Origin of the sequence: Ferrimonas sp. SCSIO 43195 (assembly GCF_023716685.1) — a bacterium.
Classification (GTDB): Bacteria; Pseudomonadota; Gammaproteobacteria; order Enterobacterales; family Shewanellaceae; genus Ferrimonas; species Ferrimonas kyonanensis.
Genome location: NZ_CP072679.1, coordinates 4,366,758 through 4,380,208 on the forward strand (window position 1 = coordinate 4,366,758; position 13,451 = coordinate 4,380,208).

Annotated in this window: 14 protein-coding genes; all 14 read right to left on the bottom strand. The window is 57.6% G+C overall.

The genetic code is table 11. From position 1 onward, the window contains the following. Positions 1-483, bottom strand: a complete 483-nt coding sequence (gene mreD, locus J8Z22_RS20175; protein WP_028111457.1) for a rod shape-determining protein MreD — start codon at positions 481-483, stop codon at positions 1-3. Next, a complete protein-coding gene (gene mreC, locus J8Z22_RS20180) occupies positions 476-1,324 on the bottom strand; it encodes a rod shape-determining protein MreC (RefSeq protein ID WP_051252254.1) in 849 nt (282 codons plus the stop codon). The genes mreD and mreC overlap by 8 nt, the downstream gene beginning before the upstream one ends. A gap of 18 nt (positions 1,325-1,342) precedes the next feature. Next, on the bottom strand, positions 1,343-2,383 hold the full coding sequence (locus J8Z22_RS20185; RefSeq protein WP_028111456.1) for a rod shape-determining protein: 1,041 nt from the start codon (positions 2,381-2,383) through the stop codon (positions 1,343-1,345). Between the two features lie 215 nt (positions 2,384-2,598). After that, positions 2,599-7,098, bottom strand: coding sequence for a DUF6701 domain-containing protein (locus J8Z22_RS20190; RefSeq protein ID WP_252007806.1), 4,500 nt, complete (start codon positions 7,096-7,098; stop codon positions 2,599-2,601). Between the two features lie 64 nt (positions 7,099-7,162). Then, positions 7,163-7,600 carry a hypothetical protein gene (locus J8Z22_RS20195; protein WP_156896894.1) on the bottom strand — a complete coding sequence of 146 codons (438 nt, stop codon included), beginning with the start codon at positions 7,598-7,600 and terminating at the stop codon, positions 7,163-7,165. Then, entirely contained in the window at positions 7,584-8,375 is a 792-nt protein-coding gene (locus J8Z22_RS20200) for a PilW family protein (protein WP_252007809.1), read from the bottom strand. Before J8Z22_RS20200 ends, J8Z22_RS20195 begins: the two co-directional genes overlap by 17 nt. After that, positions 8,375-8,863 (bottom strand): type II secretion system protein, encoded by a 489-nt coding sequence (locus J8Z22_RS20205; RefSeq protein WP_252007812.1) that lies wholly within the window; start codon positions 8,861-8,863, stop codon positions 8,375-8,377. The genes J8Z22_RS20200 and J8Z22_RS20205 overlap by 1 nt, the downstream gene beginning before the upstream one ends. Continuing rightward, on the bottom strand, positions 8,850-9,332 hold the full coding sequence (locus tag J8Z22_RS20210) for a type II secretion system protein (protein WP_252007815.1): 483 nt from the start codon (positions 9,330-9,332) through the stop codon (positions 8,850-8,852). The genes J8Z22_RS20205 and J8Z22_RS20210 overlap by 14 nt, the downstream gene beginning before the upstream one ends. A gap of 27 nt (positions 9,333-9,359) precedes the next feature. Continuing rightward, positions 9,360-9,836 (bottom strand): type II secretion system protein, encoded by a 477-nt coding sequence (locus tag J8Z22_RS20215; protein WP_252007817.1) that lies wholly within the window; start codon positions 9,834-9,836, stop codon positions 9,360-9,362. Positions 9,837-9,912: 76 nt separating this feature from the next. Then, on the bottom strand, positions 9,913-10,449 hold the full coding sequence (locus J8Z22_RS22180; protein ID WP_305881807.1) for a type II secretion system protein: 537 nt from the start codon (positions 10,447-10,449) through the stop codon (positions 9,913-9,915). Between the two features lie 105 nt (positions 10,450-10,554). After that, complete coding sequence (locus J8Z22_RS22185; RefSeq protein ID WP_305881808.1) at positions 10,555-11,058, bottom strand: type II secretion system protein; 504 nt, start codon at positions 11,056-11,058, stop codon at positions 10,555-10,557. Positions 11,059-11,085: 27 nt separating this feature from the next. After that, positions 11,086-11,670 (bottom strand): prepilin-type N-terminal cleavage/methylation domain-containing protein, encoded by a 585-nt coding sequence (locus J8Z22_RS20230; RefSeq protein WP_252007819.1) that lies wholly within the window; start codon positions 11,668-11,670, stop codon positions 11,086-11,088. A gap of 98 nt (positions 11,671-11,768) precedes the next feature. Then, entirely contained in the window at positions 11,769-12,233 is a 465-nt protein-coding gene (locus J8Z22_RS20235; protein WP_252007821.1) for a hypothetical protein, read from the bottom strand. Further along, positions 12,233-13,450: a type II secretion system F family protein gene (locus tag J8Z22_RS20240; protein WP_252007823.1), complete on the bottom strand. Its 1,218-nt coding sequence runs from the start codon at positions 13,448-13,450 to the stop codon at positions 12,233-12,235. Before J8Z22_RS20240 ends, J8Z22_RS20235 begins: the two co-directional genes overlap by 1 nt. Position 13,451: the final 1 nt, after the last annotated feature.

Here is a 13,451-nt window from a genome sequence, read left to right on the forward strand (position 1 = left end):
TTACTTCACCTTGTAGTGACGCCGAATCCGTCGCAGCAACCAGAATACCCAGGGCCACAACAACGGCGTGGTGACCACGGGACGAAGGTACTCCCACGACAGCGATACGCCGCTGTGCAGGTACTCCGCCCAGAATACCAGTAAATGGCTGGCCAGACTCAATCCCGCCAGTATGCTGACCTGCTGCACCCAGGAAAAGTGGCGCAGTTTCTGGTACTGCAGCGCCACCAGGTAGATCACCACCGACAGCGCCAGCGAACGCACTCCCAGGGTTGCCCCCAACAGCACGTCCAGCAACAGTCCCACTACGAAAGCGGTAAAGATGCCCACCCGGTGGGGCAACGCCAGAGTCCAGTACGCCAGCACCAGCAGCACCCAGTCCGGACGCCAGGAGGCCACCACCTGAGGCAATGGCATGATTTGTAAAAACAGGGCCACCAGAATGGTGATCCAGATAAGGCTATAACGTTGCGGCTTATCCATCGGAGCTCTCCAAGGACGCCGGGCCCTGAACTTCGTGCTGCCACAACAGCAACAGATAACGAATGCGATCCAGGTGCGCCACCGGTTCGGCCGAGACCTGAGCCCAGGTCATGCCTTCATCCCGCACCACCTGAGTCACGGTGGCCACCGGGTAGCCTTCGGGAAAGCGCCGCCCCAGGCCGGAGGAGATCAACAGATCCCCCACCTTGATGTCGGTACTCATGGCCACATTGGTCAGCTGCAGCAGATCCAGCTTGCCGCTGCCATTGGCCACCGCCCGCACGTCGTTGCGCGCCACCCGCACCGGAATGGCGTGGGTAAAGTCGGCGATCAGCAGCACTCGGGCGGTGGTTTGCGACACCTCGGTCACCTGCCCAACCACACCGGAGTCGTCCAGCACTGGCTGGCCCACGTACACCCCTTCGTTGACCCCTTTGTCGATCAGCACCTGATTTTTAAAGGGATCCCGATCGACGTACATCACCTCCGCCACCATGCGACGGGCATCCTGACGGGTGGAGGATTGCAGCAGCGCACGCAGGCGGGCGTTCTCCTCCTGCAGGTTGGCCATCTTCAGCAACTGCTCACTCATCAACAGCTGCCGCTGCTGCAGGCGTTCATTTTCCCGCAGCAGGTTGGAGCGACTGGAGAGGTTGGTGGACAACTGGTCCATCACCACCGCCGGTACGTTGGCGAAGTGCTGCAACGGGCTGACCAGGGTGGCCAGCGCCGAGCGCATCGGCAGCAGACGATCGTTAGCCAAAATCAGGGCGAGAGACAGCAATACCGCCATAAACAGGCGGTATTGCGGTGAGGCGCCACGAATAAAAAAGGGCTTCATTGGGCGGGGGCCTGCGGCTTACTCTTCGGCAAAGATATCGCCGCCGTGAACGTCGATCATCTCCAGCGCCTTGCCGCCGCCGAGGGCAACACAGGTCAGGGGTTCATCGGCGATCACAACCGGAATACCGGTCTCTTCCTGCAGCAGGTGATCCAGATCCCGCAACATGGCGCCACCACCGGTCAGCACCATGCCCCGCTCGGAGATGTCCGACGCCAGTTCCGGCGGCGACTGCTCCAGGGCGGTCATCACGGCGCTGACGATGCCGGACAGCGGCTCCTGCAACGCTTCAAGAATTTCGTTGCTGTTGAGGGTAAAGCTGCGCGGCACACCCTCGGCCAGGTTACGGCCACGCACTTCGATCTCACGAACCTCTTCACCCGGGTAGGCGGAACCGATTTCGTGCTTAATGCGCTCGGCGGTGGCTTCACCAATCAGGCTGCCGTAGTTGCGGCGCACGTAGTTGATGATGGCCTCATCAAACTTGTCGCCACCGACGCGGGCGGAGGCGGAGTACACTACGCCGTTGAGGGAGATGATGGCCACCTCGGTGGTACCACCACCGATATCGACCACCATGGAGCCGGTGGCTTCCGATACCGGCAGGCCGGCACCAATGGCTGCGGCCATCGGCTCGTCGATCAGGTACACTTCACGGGCACCGGCACCCAGGGCCGACTCGCGAATGGCACGACGCTCAACCTGAGTGGAGCCGCAAGGCACGCAAATCAGTACCCGTGGGCTGGGACGGAAAATGCCGCTGTCATGCACCTGTTTAATAAAGTGCTGCAACATCTTCTCACACACCATAAAGTCGGCGATGACACCGTCCTTCATCGGGCGAATGGCCTTGATATTGCCAGGGGTACGCCCCAGCATCTGCTTAGCTGCACTACCAACTGCGGCCACGCTCTTGGCGTTAGGCCCTTCCTGACGAATCGCCACCACAGACGGTTCATTCAAGACTATCCCTTGATCTTTTACGTAAATCAAAGTGTTGGCGGTACCTAAGTCGATGGATAGGTCGTTGGAAAATACTCCACGAAGCTTTTTGAACATGTACCAGCCCTGTTTGCGAAACGGTAAGAAATGCGAAAATCAGCTAACTTTACCAACGCCCTGACCAATCCACAACCCGCTTGAGCACTAGGGTTATGGCTTATTTCACAGTGTCGAAAAATCGGCGCACTACTTTTTTATGACGGCTAGCGCTTTTAAGCACACTCAACGGCCCATTAAACGCAGCTTTTTTTGCCGTTAGCCGCCACGGTTGATTAGAAAATTTCCCGGCGGTAGATCACCTTGTCATGGCCGCGGAAACGCCCCAGCGTCACCGAGGCCTTCGGGTTACTCGGAGTGGTTGCCGACTCCCAGTACCACTGCAGCCACGTCGGCGCCTCCGAGTCCTGATTGGGGAACGAGCACTGGCTCTGGGCCACAAAAGGCGCTTCCAGATGGTACTCCAGGGTTAACGGCGTCGGGGTTACCGCGCCGGTACCGGCCACCCGCAGAGAGGGAAACTCCCCCTGGTTGACGTAACCGTTGCCCGACGTCAGCGGCATCGGATTCAGGCTGCCGCTGAGGCTGACCCGGCCGGAACTGCCCGGCGAGGCCGCCACATAGGGGCGACCGTCGGCATAGAAACCGCCATCGAGGATGTTGGCACTGAAATTGGCGCCGTTGTAATACTCCACCGTCAGTGGCAACGTCAGGGTCTGGTTCTCGCTGCCATAGGCGCTGGCCAATACCGCCCGGCCATAGCGCAGCTGTGGCGCCAGCACGTAACTCTGGCGCACGCCGGCCACATCGGTGCCAAAGCTGGTGCCCTCACAGCTGCCCCACTGGCCCAGACACACCTGGTCGGCATTGATGGTAAAGGCCGCTTTATCGATGCTCATCTGCAAGTTGGGGCCAGTGGCGACATGGTAATTCACCGGCGCCATGGCGGCTACCGGCCGCCTAAAGCGCAACCACTCTTTGCTCAGGGCAAACTCCCGCGAGCCATCGAAATCACCACTGTCGCGCTCCAACGCCGGCAAGCCGGTGTCCTGCAGGCCGAGACCGGCCACGCCGGTGGCATAACTCAAGCTGTCCAGAGGGTTGCCCAGGTTCCAGAACTCGCTGTCGAAATTATTGGTGACCTTGTTACCGGTACCCTTGGCCACCACCGTCAACACCGGCGCATGGCTGAAGGCGATGGGCTGGCCCAGGTAACTGAAGTCGCCACAATACCCCTCCAACTGAGTGTTGTCGGTCTGGACACTCAGATAGGCTGGAGTAATGCGACCGATGTTGCGGCTGCTGTAGTTGTCTTCATCAATCTTACCGCCCAGATAGCTGACATCCCCATCGAGGACATAGCGGAACACCCCCACTTCATCCAGCGTCTTGTCGGCACTGCCGCTGCCGCCGGCGGTGACTTCGGCCACCGCATTGGCATCGTCGGTGCTGTTGCTGGCATTGGCATTGGCGGGCGCCACCAACTCAGGCTTCAGCTTGATGCCGTCGTGGCGGAAATTCTTGGTCACGGGATTATTGGCGTAGGAGCCATCATCATTGGCCACCCAGCAGTGGGCACTGACGTCCACATCCAGCGACTGGCCGGCCTTGCGGTAAGGTTTACAACGGGTGAAGTTACTGTCGCACTGCTCGTTGTCGGCGCCGATGTGGAACCCGGCAGGCAACCAATCAAAACTGGCCTCACCGGTTAGGGTCACCTCACCGTCGCCCTCGCCCCGAGTCATGGACGCCAGCAGTTTCAGCTTGCCGGCTTCGGGGTAGCGCATGGACACCGAATCGGTGCCATCAATACTAAAGTCCATGGTCAACGATTGCTGCGCCGAAGCGGTGAATGTCAGGCCATCAAGGTACAGAGGCGCCTGCACCTCCGGCGACGACGGCTGCTCATAGGCAAAGCTCAGGTTGACGGTTTCGCTGCCAGAGGCACCGGCGATGCACTGTTGCGGGCTGTTGCTGTCGGTTTCCACCACCGCCACCTGCAGCCGGTGGCCGGTCTTACACGACGTCATCTCGGCCGTATCCGGTGTCAGCAGCAGTCCGCTCAGTTTGTAGTCCACCTGGCAGTCGGCGTCACCATTGTCACTGAGGCACTGATAGGGGTGATTGCTGACCCCCAAAGTCACCGTGGTTTCCAGCGGCTGCCACAGAGTCAACGTGTCGCCGTGGCGAACCGTCAGGGTGCTGCCGGTCTGGCCGGTACGGTTGTTTTTCCACTGCCCGGCGACGGTGGAGGTGAAGGTGACCACCAGTTCGGCACTGGTATCGAAACTGGTGCAGTTGGCGTTGCTGCACAGATCCACCACCATCTGAGCACCGACACAGTTAATGGCGGTGTCTGGATGACGCAGGCGAACCGTGGTTGGTGGCGCCACCGACGGCGCCTCGATGGCCAGATAACTGAAGTACTCGCCGTAATGGCTGCGCTCGCCGTCGGAGAAATAATCCTCCTCAACGATGACGTTAAACTGAGTCGCGGTCAGGGTACAGGTCCTTGCCCAGCCTCCGTCTCCTCCATGGCGGGTACGCTTGTTGGAGAAAAACAGCGGCGGCCCGGGAAACGCAGAAGCAAAACTAAAGTTATTGCTGTTCCAACACTGCTGGTTCAAATCCCGGGTTGAGCGGTAGTTGTTACCAGAGAAGCGGTAGCTTTGCAGGTGATTGCCGGACTCCACCTTTAGCAATTCCCCATTGATGTCCACCGTGCCGGATCCATCAATGGCCAACCAACCGATATTTTCGGTCTGCCAGAAATAGTTGTCCACCTCGCTGCCTTCCAGTCCCAGGCGGAATCCGCTGGACGTCACGCTCTCAACCCGAGCGGTAAAAAACGGTGCCCAGTAATTGATGTTGTTGTGACTCTGCAGCTCAGCGAGTACCGCCACCGAACCCGACAGGCTTCGACCGAAAGTAATGCTCTCCGAACCCGCACTGCAAGCACTGCCAGAACTGCTGCTCTTGCCGGCGTACTTACAGCTGCTCTTTAGTCCTGCTTCCAGCTTGACCCGCTCGATGCCGGCACTGTCTTTCAGCGAATATCGGCCCGGCGACACGACCAGGTAGTCCACCTCGGTAATATCCAGTCGACTGGGCGAGCCATAGTAGGCATGAGGGCGCCAACGCTCGATGGTGGCTCCGGAAACCGACACGCTCCGAACTCGGACACTGGCAGGATACTGCTGATAAACCGTGGCTTTATCAGTTGGTGGCATCAAGAACACCAACGGCGCCTCCGAGCCGCTGTAGTTGTCAAAGCTGATGGTGGCCTGGCCGCTGCCGTTGAGCGTAACCCGACCAAAGCGGATATAGGGGTCATCATCTGGTGAGCCATCAACACACAGTCCGGAAAAGTCCCCGTCGAGTGCACTGCCTCGATAGTACACTGCGGATTGATCTTTTAACTCGACGTCATCGGCGGACACCACTCCAAGAATGCGAGCCTGATCTTCAATCTTGGTCTTCTTGTCGGCGCTGTACAGCACACCGGTGTATTGGGCCTGATCTCGCAAAGTGGAATCTTTGGGGGTATACACCTGCCAACTGCTGGCACTGCCACCGTCGTTGATTCGAATGCCCCGTCTCAGGTTGAGGCCACTGTCCTTTAAGAACCAACGAACGGTACCCGCTCCTGAAATGGCAATTCGGGTCGATGATCCGGCGTCATCTTCATCGCCAAAATCGAGTGTTTTGATGGGGTAATCCCCGGGGGCAAACCGGTAGGTGGCATTGTCGTTGTCGTAAAACGTCATCGAATTGGCATAGTGCGGCTGAAATTCGATGGCCAGAGCGGCCTGCTCAGTCACCTTAAAGTCATGATAAACGGTGTAGTCCACCAAGCCAGCATTGGAGCGAATGATGGCCGAGTCTTCGATACGAGAATCCTTAACCCTGAGGGTCCCCGGGCTGGCAAAATCCAGTACGCCATTGTCCTTTAAGTTCAGGGTTTTAATAGTGAACGGGTTGGAGTCCATGGTGACCGAACCAGAATTCTTCACCTCCAATTTATTCATGTAACGGCCGGCAAAGTCGGCATCGATAGAGGATTGGTCCTCCACCTTGATGTCGTGGTAACCGTACATCTCCAGGGTGCCACCCCAAGGGTAGATGGCACTGCCCCCTTCAAGTTTGGCGTTGTAGGCGTGCAGTTCGTTGACGCCGGATACCGAGTAGATGCCGTAGTTGCTGTTCCAGTTATCCATCTCCAGGGTACGAACGAACAACCGCTGTCCATCCATGCGCACTTCGGCGCCGGCCTCCACCACCAATTTATTAAAATAGTAATCGTCGTACTTGGAGTGGAACTCCACCATGCACCCCGAAGGCACAACCAGCGTATTGAAACGATTGGTGTTATTCCTGCCTTGCCCCAGCTTTAAACGGCCACCGTTGCAACGCAGATCCGGCGAACTGCCGCCGGAAGTACTGGGAAAGTCGTTAGGATCGTTGGCAAAATCGTTGGGATCCGTCACCGACGGCAAGCTCAAACGCTCGGCAAGCTGGTTATTGATGGCACAAGCACCACCACCACAGTGATAATTGCTGGAAAAAGAGCGGCTGACGAATTCAAAGGTGTTATCGGGGTCTTGATAAACTCGGGACTGATCTTTCAGAGTAACCTTGGCACCAGACTTATGCCCCTGCAATGCACTGGGAAACACCTCCACGCACATCGGCAACGCCCACGTGATACCGGTAAAGGCCGCAGCGCTGACAAAAGCAATGATCCGGTATAACCAGGTTCGTCGTGTACTCAACATTACCCTGCTCAGTTTGACCCACTACAGTCATTACTATGACCTGTCTGTGAGTGGGTTGTCATTATTAATCAAATGCCTGTGATTCGAATCTACGATTCACTGTCAGCCCGGAGGGGCCACAACTGGCATTGGCGGTAATCATAAAACGGTTTCGGGCCACGCCATCCACCATAAAGGGGGTGTGGGCGCAGCTCACCTGAACCCGGCAGCCGGGAAAACCCCCGTTATTTGGCAGCCCGGCGCCAGGGGTCAGTGTTGCGGCCGCATTGGCGCAGGCGGTGGCCGCGATTTCAGTGCCCCGATTCAAAACCCGGGCCAGGCCCCAGTCCAGACCGGATTGCCCTGCCGCCCAGGTACGGCTGCCGTTCACTTCCAACAGCATCTGGTCATCCTGATTTTCCAGCATCTGCATCAATGCCACCCCCAGCACCAACATCACCACGGTGACAAACAGGGCAATGATCAGGGTGCTGCCGCGCTGTCGGCTAGGGAACATTTTCAAGTTGCACCTCCTGAGCGAAGCGGGTGCTCTGTCCGGCCTGAGTCAACCACAGTTGCAGCTTGACCACGTTGTTTCGAGCCAGGCTCGGCGGCTGAATAATAAACGGGCACTGCTCGTTATTGCGGTCGTTCAGATTGCAGGCGGCCAGGTTATTGGTGTAGCCCTCTCCCATGGTGTTGACATCGCTGCCGCTGGTTCGCACCAAGGCGCCGGTGTTTTGCAGGCAATAGCTGATGGGGTTATCGGCAAGATAGAAGCGTTTGCCCACCGAAAAATCCCCCTGGGTCAGCGCCGTATCCAGATTCAGGGTGCAGATGTTGTCACCATTGCAGCTGGAGTTAGGAAACTTGGGCAGCGGATTGGGCACAGCGTAACCGTCGAGGATCGCGATGCCAAACTGGTTACCGGCATCATCAGGAATGCAGGCCTGGCAGCCGGCAGCGGTGCAACAGTCCAGGGCAAAAATACTGACCTGTTGTGGATTATTGTGCACCGGCGCTTCCAGGAAGTGACCACTGTTTACGATGGGGCGAAACGTCAAGCAATGGGCGGTGGTGGTGGTGGTCACCGCCATGCTGCCGGGCAAGGCATCACGCACTTCGAGGCTGAGACGCTGCATGCCATAGCGCTGCTGAGCTACGGCATCGCCCCACTGCTGGCTATCGACGTAGATGCGGGTAGAGAAATTGATAAAGCTGGTCACGCCGATGGCGATGATGACCAGAATCAACATGGTGACCAGCAACTCCATCAGGGTAAAGCCGCGCTGTCGCATCAGTAGTTCCCCCGTACCAGTTGATAGGGGTAGGGGCTGCCATCCGGGGCGGAAATGGTGATGGTCACTACCTTGGCGCCACCGGACCAGGCGGTGGCCCCTACGGCTGCGGTGTTGCAGCCGACATCGATGGCCACCCGGTAGCGATCGTAACTGCTGCTGCCAAGCAGGTCATCGACGCTGCCACGGTAGCCATTGAAGTCTTCCAAGAACAGCCACTGAGTGGGATCGGTACCCGGCGTCACCTTGGTGCAGTTCAACCCGGCCACGGCGCCGCCACCACTGGGGGTGGCGCTGTCGAACTGCCGGGCCATCAATTCGCCCATCACCACCTGGCCGGCCTGGGCCGCCCTGGCCTGGTAGATGCCCTGCGCCGCCCGCTCCGCCTGCGGAAACATCAGCGTCGACAACATCACCAGTGAGATCGCCAGCACCACCATGCCGACCACCATCTCGATTAAGGTAAAACCGTGCTTACGGGCAATCATGGATGTACCCCTGGTTTTCGATGCACAGCGACAGAGTCTCTGATCCGGAAATCGTCAAACGGCACTGGCCGGCGGTAAGGGTGCAGTTATTGACTCGACCCAGATCATCAAAGCTCAGGGAAAAGGCATTGGCGCCGGCCATGGTCAGGGCAACGCCATCGTTAAGACAGACGCCATTGTTGATCACCGCACCGGAATCACAACGCTCCTGACGGGCGCGTTTTGAAGGGGAACCGCAGGTGGCGGTCAGCCAGAAGCCATTGCCATTGACGTTCAACTGGCAGTTCTGACCGGCCAGATTCAGCTGCTGCAAATAATGCAGCTCTGACAGCAGTTGATCGCGGGCGGTGTAGGTGGCGAACTGATCCGCCCCTAAGAATCGGGACAGGGCGGCAACAGAAAGGATGGTCACCAGCACGATGATGGTAACCAGCTCGATCAGCGTAAAGCCTTTCTGTCGTTCACCCATAAATAACCAAGGTTATTTTCTAGTAAATCAGCACTTAGTCTTCTTGACTTCCACCACTGGTGGAGTCGTCGCCGTGGCCTCTTTGTAGGTCACGTAGCACTCATTCACGCCCAGGGCTCCGGGATCGAAATCCTTCGGATGGATTACCGCACCGACACCCGCAGGCTTCTTGGTGACATCGATGGTCCACTCGTTGGTGGTGTCGATCTCCAGCACTGCACTCAGGTCAGCCACGGTGGCCTTGGGGTAACCGTACACCAGGTTCACATCGGTGCCGTTGACACTGATGGTGGCGGTGGCTTCGCCTTCGTCACCGGCGATGGCCGCCTTGGCGTACACCAGAGAGTCGGCACCTTTCACCGCCGCCTGCATACCACTCAGGGTGGCAGCACGGGCATCGGTCTGCAGATCGATGAACTTCGGTGCCGCGGTCACGGCCAGGATGCCCAACACGATGATCACCACCACCAATTCAATCAGGGTAAAACCGGATTGCTGTTTCATACTTTTATTCCTTTAAAAAGAACAAAAGGCTGAGTACCACACTTGCTACTCAGCCTCATCAATTTTGAAGCTTAAGTTAGCACTTGCCGGACACGATGGTGTAGCTGGCAGGCGTAATGACCTTGGACGTAGAGTCCTGAGTTGCCTGGGTGTAGATCACCTGACAAGCATCGGTTTTACCGGAACTGCCATCCTGAGCCGCTACTGCCGCGACGCCTTCAGGAGTGATAATCACCTTCGCTGGGTTGCTGCCTGCAGCGGCAACGTCGGTGAAATCCCACTCATCACCACTCAGCTCGGCCACAGCAGTCACGCCGGCCTCGGTAGCAGGTGCGTAACCAAACACTGGCTTAACACTAATATCAGCGTTCACTGCGGTACAACCGGTGCCAGTATTGGAGGTGCAGTCAATTTTCTCTACGCCGTTTACTGCCGCTTTGGCGTACACCAATGCGTTAGCACCCTGCAGCGCCCCTTTGGCGCCACTCAAGGTGGCAGTGCGAGCGTCAGATTGCAGATCGATGAACTTTGGCGCAGCGGTAACGGCCAGGATGCCCAGCACGATGATCACTACTACCAGCTCAATCAGGGTAAAACCGGATTGTTGTTTCATACTACAAATTCCCAAAATACTTTCCGTTGCAGCGCCACTTCTCTTTGTTCACCGCAACGGCACAAACTCGGGGCGACTCCGTTTCGCCCCACAATCTCTATCGGCTTAACAGCCTTTGTCTTCAATGGTGTAAGTCGCCGCAACCGAACTGGTCGCCGGTACGTACTCCAACTGACAGGCATCAGGCTTGCCGGATGCAGTATCCACCGCCACGCCATCCGGGGTGATGTAGACGGTACCGGAGGTGGTGGTGTCATCGAGATCCCACTCGCCGCCATCCAGTTCGACCACCGCCTGCAGATCGGTGTCTGAAGCGTCAATGCTGCCGAAGACCGGCTTGATGCTGATGTCAGAGTTAACCGCGACACATCCGGTGTTAGCAGCGTTCGCCGCATCGGTGCAATCCAAACCCTCGACGCCATTGACCGCCGCCTTGGCGTACACCAGGGCGTTGGCGCCCTGAATGGCACCCTTGGCGCCTTTCAGGGTGGCGATGCGAGCATCGGTCTGCAGATCAATAAACTTCGGTGCAGCGGTCACGGCCAGGATACCCAGCACGATGATCACCACCACCAGTTCAATCAGGGTAAAGCCACGTTGATTCGTCATGGTCATTGTCCTCGTACTGGAAACCAATTAGTTGGTAAAGGTAACAACCTGGCCGGTGCCTGGGTTGTACACAAATCCTTTGCCCGTGGTGCGACTCAAGGCCGCCGGCAAGTTAGTCATGTCCAGAGTGGCGGTTTGAACGTAGATACACTCATCCAGAGCAGTCACGTTGGTTCCACCAGGAACTACAATTTCACCGCCAGTACCATCACTGACGTCTACGGCATAGCGCGCTTCATCCAAATCACTGGAAGACAGCAGTTCCAAACGAGGTGGCGCCTGCAGGACTTGGTTAAAAGCGGTCAAACAACGACCAGCGGTCATCGCAGTTGGCGCGCGGCCACTGGTGCCTGATGGGTAACCATAGTCATTGACGAAGACTGTCTGGCCACTCAAGACCACCGAGCCGTCAGCTGGACGACCTTCCACTTCCCACTGGGCGCGGGTAATGCCGATGGCAGAGGCGAAACCGCCGGCCACACCTTCAGACGCCGCGTCTTCCGCTTCGTCGGTAATGTTAATAAAACGGGGAAGTGCCACTGCTGCGAGCAACCCCAACACCACAACTACGATCACCAATTCCACTAAGGAAAAGCCGCTCTGCTTCTTCATACTCGCTTCCTTCCGTTTCAAAACGTTGACTCTATTTTATGGATAAAATGTAAACAAGGCACCCACAAAAACAGCTGTTTATCTCGATGATGCGCAAATTATTTGGCGTTAGCCAATAAAATGACGCTTCCTGTTGCCGAATGATACCTTATAAGCGCATGGGAGTTAAAACTAACCCAGCAATTTTTATCATCCTGGTCAATACTTACCGCCTCGCCGAGCGGCTCGGCGCCCATCATGGCCGACCACAGACGGCCACAATCGCCCTGAGGTTGCGGCCAGCCCCGGCGGCTCATCGCCAGCCAAACCGGGTCGGTATCCCAGCCCGGAGGCTGCCACTGAATCTGTTCGGGCCGCCCGGATTTCATCCAGGTGACCCGAGCCAGGTTGATACTGGTCACCAACCGGCTTTGCATCAGATAGGCCATTTGGCGATCGACCTTGGGTTCCCCCTGTCGCCAATTCACCAACAAAGCCAACATGATAGCCAGCACCACAATAAGCGTAGTCAATCGAATGAGGTCGCGCCTCAGTCGAATATCAACGCCCTTTTGCAGGCTCATCAGCGCCCCTTATAGGCACTGAACATGTCCCACATCGGCAGGTACACACCCAATGCCAGCACCATCACCATGGCCGCCACAATCACCAGCAAGATTGGCTCGATTCTGGCGGTCAGGGTCTTCAAGTCGTAGTCCACTTCGCGCTCGTAATACTCGGCGGCATCGTCGAGCAATTCATCAATTCTTCCGGTTTCTTCGCCTACGGCCAGCATCTGCAACACCAGCGGCGTAAACAGCTGTGAATGGTTGGCGGTGCGGGTAATGGACTCGCCGCCTTCGATGCCCCGGCGCATCTCGACGATGCGGTCGTGCATAAAGCGGTTGTCCACCGCGTCGGCCACCAGCGACAACGACTGGTTTACCGGTACCCCACCGCGAAGCATCATCGCCAGGCTGCGGGCAAACCGAGCCAGAGTGGCCCGCTCCATGATGCTGCCGACAATCGGCATCCGCAGCTTGAAGCGATCAAATTTGAGCCGTCCAGAGTCGGTGGCCAGCCACATTCGCCAACCGACGACCGTAGCAATCACTCCCAGCAGCAGCAGTGGCCAGTAGTTAACGAAAAAATCCGAAGTCGCGATCAGGATCCGGGTCGGCAATGGCAGCTCGGCGCCGAACTTGGAGAACATCTTGGCAAATTCGGGGATCACGAAGATGTTGAGCACCACCAGGGCGATGGCAATGGCGCCCAGCACCATAATGGGGTAACGCAGGGCACTGTTGATGCGCCGCTTGGTATCCTGCTCCATCTCCAGGTGCTGTGACAGGCGCGAAAATGCCTGATCCAGCTGACCGGTATTCTCACCCACGTGCACCATGGCCACGTACAGTTCACTGAATACGTGTGGATGCTGGTTCAGCGCCGACGACAACGAATAACCCGAGGTCAATTGTCCGGCGACTTCTCTCAGCGCTTTCGACAACACCTTACAGTGGCTGCTGTCCGCCAGGCCGGTAATCGCCCGCAACAACGGAATGCCCGAGCGGGTCAGAGACAGCATCTGCCGGGTAAACATCTGCAGGTCGGTCATCTTGACCTTGGGGCGGAACATCGCCTGCCAGTCGATGCCATCGCCGCCACGCTTCTCTTCGATGCGCAGCGGAATGATGGCACGGCGCATCAATTGATCCGCCACCGCGCTCTCATTGTTCGCTTCCAGTACCCCTTCGACCTGAGCTCCAGTGGCGTCACGACCTTGATAGCTGTACTGGGCCATA

What these genes read in the sequence shown, in the direction of transcription:
- mreC (WP_051252254.1), bottom strand. Translation starts at nt 1,324, where the DNA reads ATGAAGCCCTTTTTTATTCGTGGCGCCTCACCGCAATACCGCCTGTTT.
- J8Z22_RS20235 (WP_252007821.1), bottom strand. Translation starts at nt 12,233, where the DNA reads ATGAGCCTGCAAAAGGGCGTTGATATTCGACTGAGGCGCGACCTCATT.
- J8Z22_RS20215 (WP_252007817.1), bottom strand. Translation starts at nt 9,836, where the DNA reads ATGAAACAGCAATCCGGTTTTACCCTGATTGAATTGGTGGTGGTGATC.
- J8Z22_RS20205 (WP_252007812.1), bottom strand. Translation starts at nt 8,863, where the DNA reads ATGATTGCCCGTAAGCACGGTTTTACCTTAATCGAGATGGTGGTCGGC.
- mreD (WP_028111457.1), bottom strand. Translation starts at nt 483, where the DNA reads ATGGATAAGCCGCAACGTTATAGCCTTATCTGGATCACCATTCTGGTG.
- J8Z22_RS20240 (WP_252007823.1), bottom strand. Translation starts at nt 13,450, where the DNA reads ATGGCCCAGTACAGCTATCAAGGTCGTGACGCCACTGGAGCTCAGGTC.
- J8Z22_RS20185 (WP_028111456.1), bottom strand. Translation starts at nt 2,383, where the DNA reads ATGTTCAAAAAGCTTCGTGGAGTATTTTCCAACGACCTATCCATCGAC.
- J8Z22_RS20230 (WP_252007819.1), bottom strand. Translation starts at nt 11,670, where the DNA reads ATGAAGAAGCAGAGCGGCTTTTCCTTAGTGGAATTGGTGATCGTAGTT.
- J8Z22_RS22185 (WP_305881808.1), bottom strand. Translation starts at nt 11,058, where the DNA reads ATGACGAATCAACGTGGCTTTACCCTGATTGAACTGGTGGTGGTGATC.
- J8Z22_RS20190 (WP_252007806.1), bottom strand. Translation starts at nt 7,098, where the DNA reads ATGTTGAGTACACGACGAACCTGGTTATACCGGATCATTGCTTTTGTC.
- J8Z22_RS20200 (WP_252007809.1), bottom strand. Translation starts at nt 8,375, where the DNA reads ATGCGACAGCGCGGCTTTACCCTGATGGAGTTGCTGGTCACCATGTTG.
- J8Z22_RS22180 (WP_305881807.1), bottom strand. Translation starts at nt 10,449, where the DNA reads ATGAAACAACAATCCGGTTTTACCCTGATTGAGCTGGTAGTAGTGATC.
- J8Z22_RS20210 (WP_252007815.1), bottom strand. Translation starts at nt 9,332, where the DNA reads ATGGGTGAACGACAGAAAGGCTTTACGCTGATCGAGCTGGTTACCATC.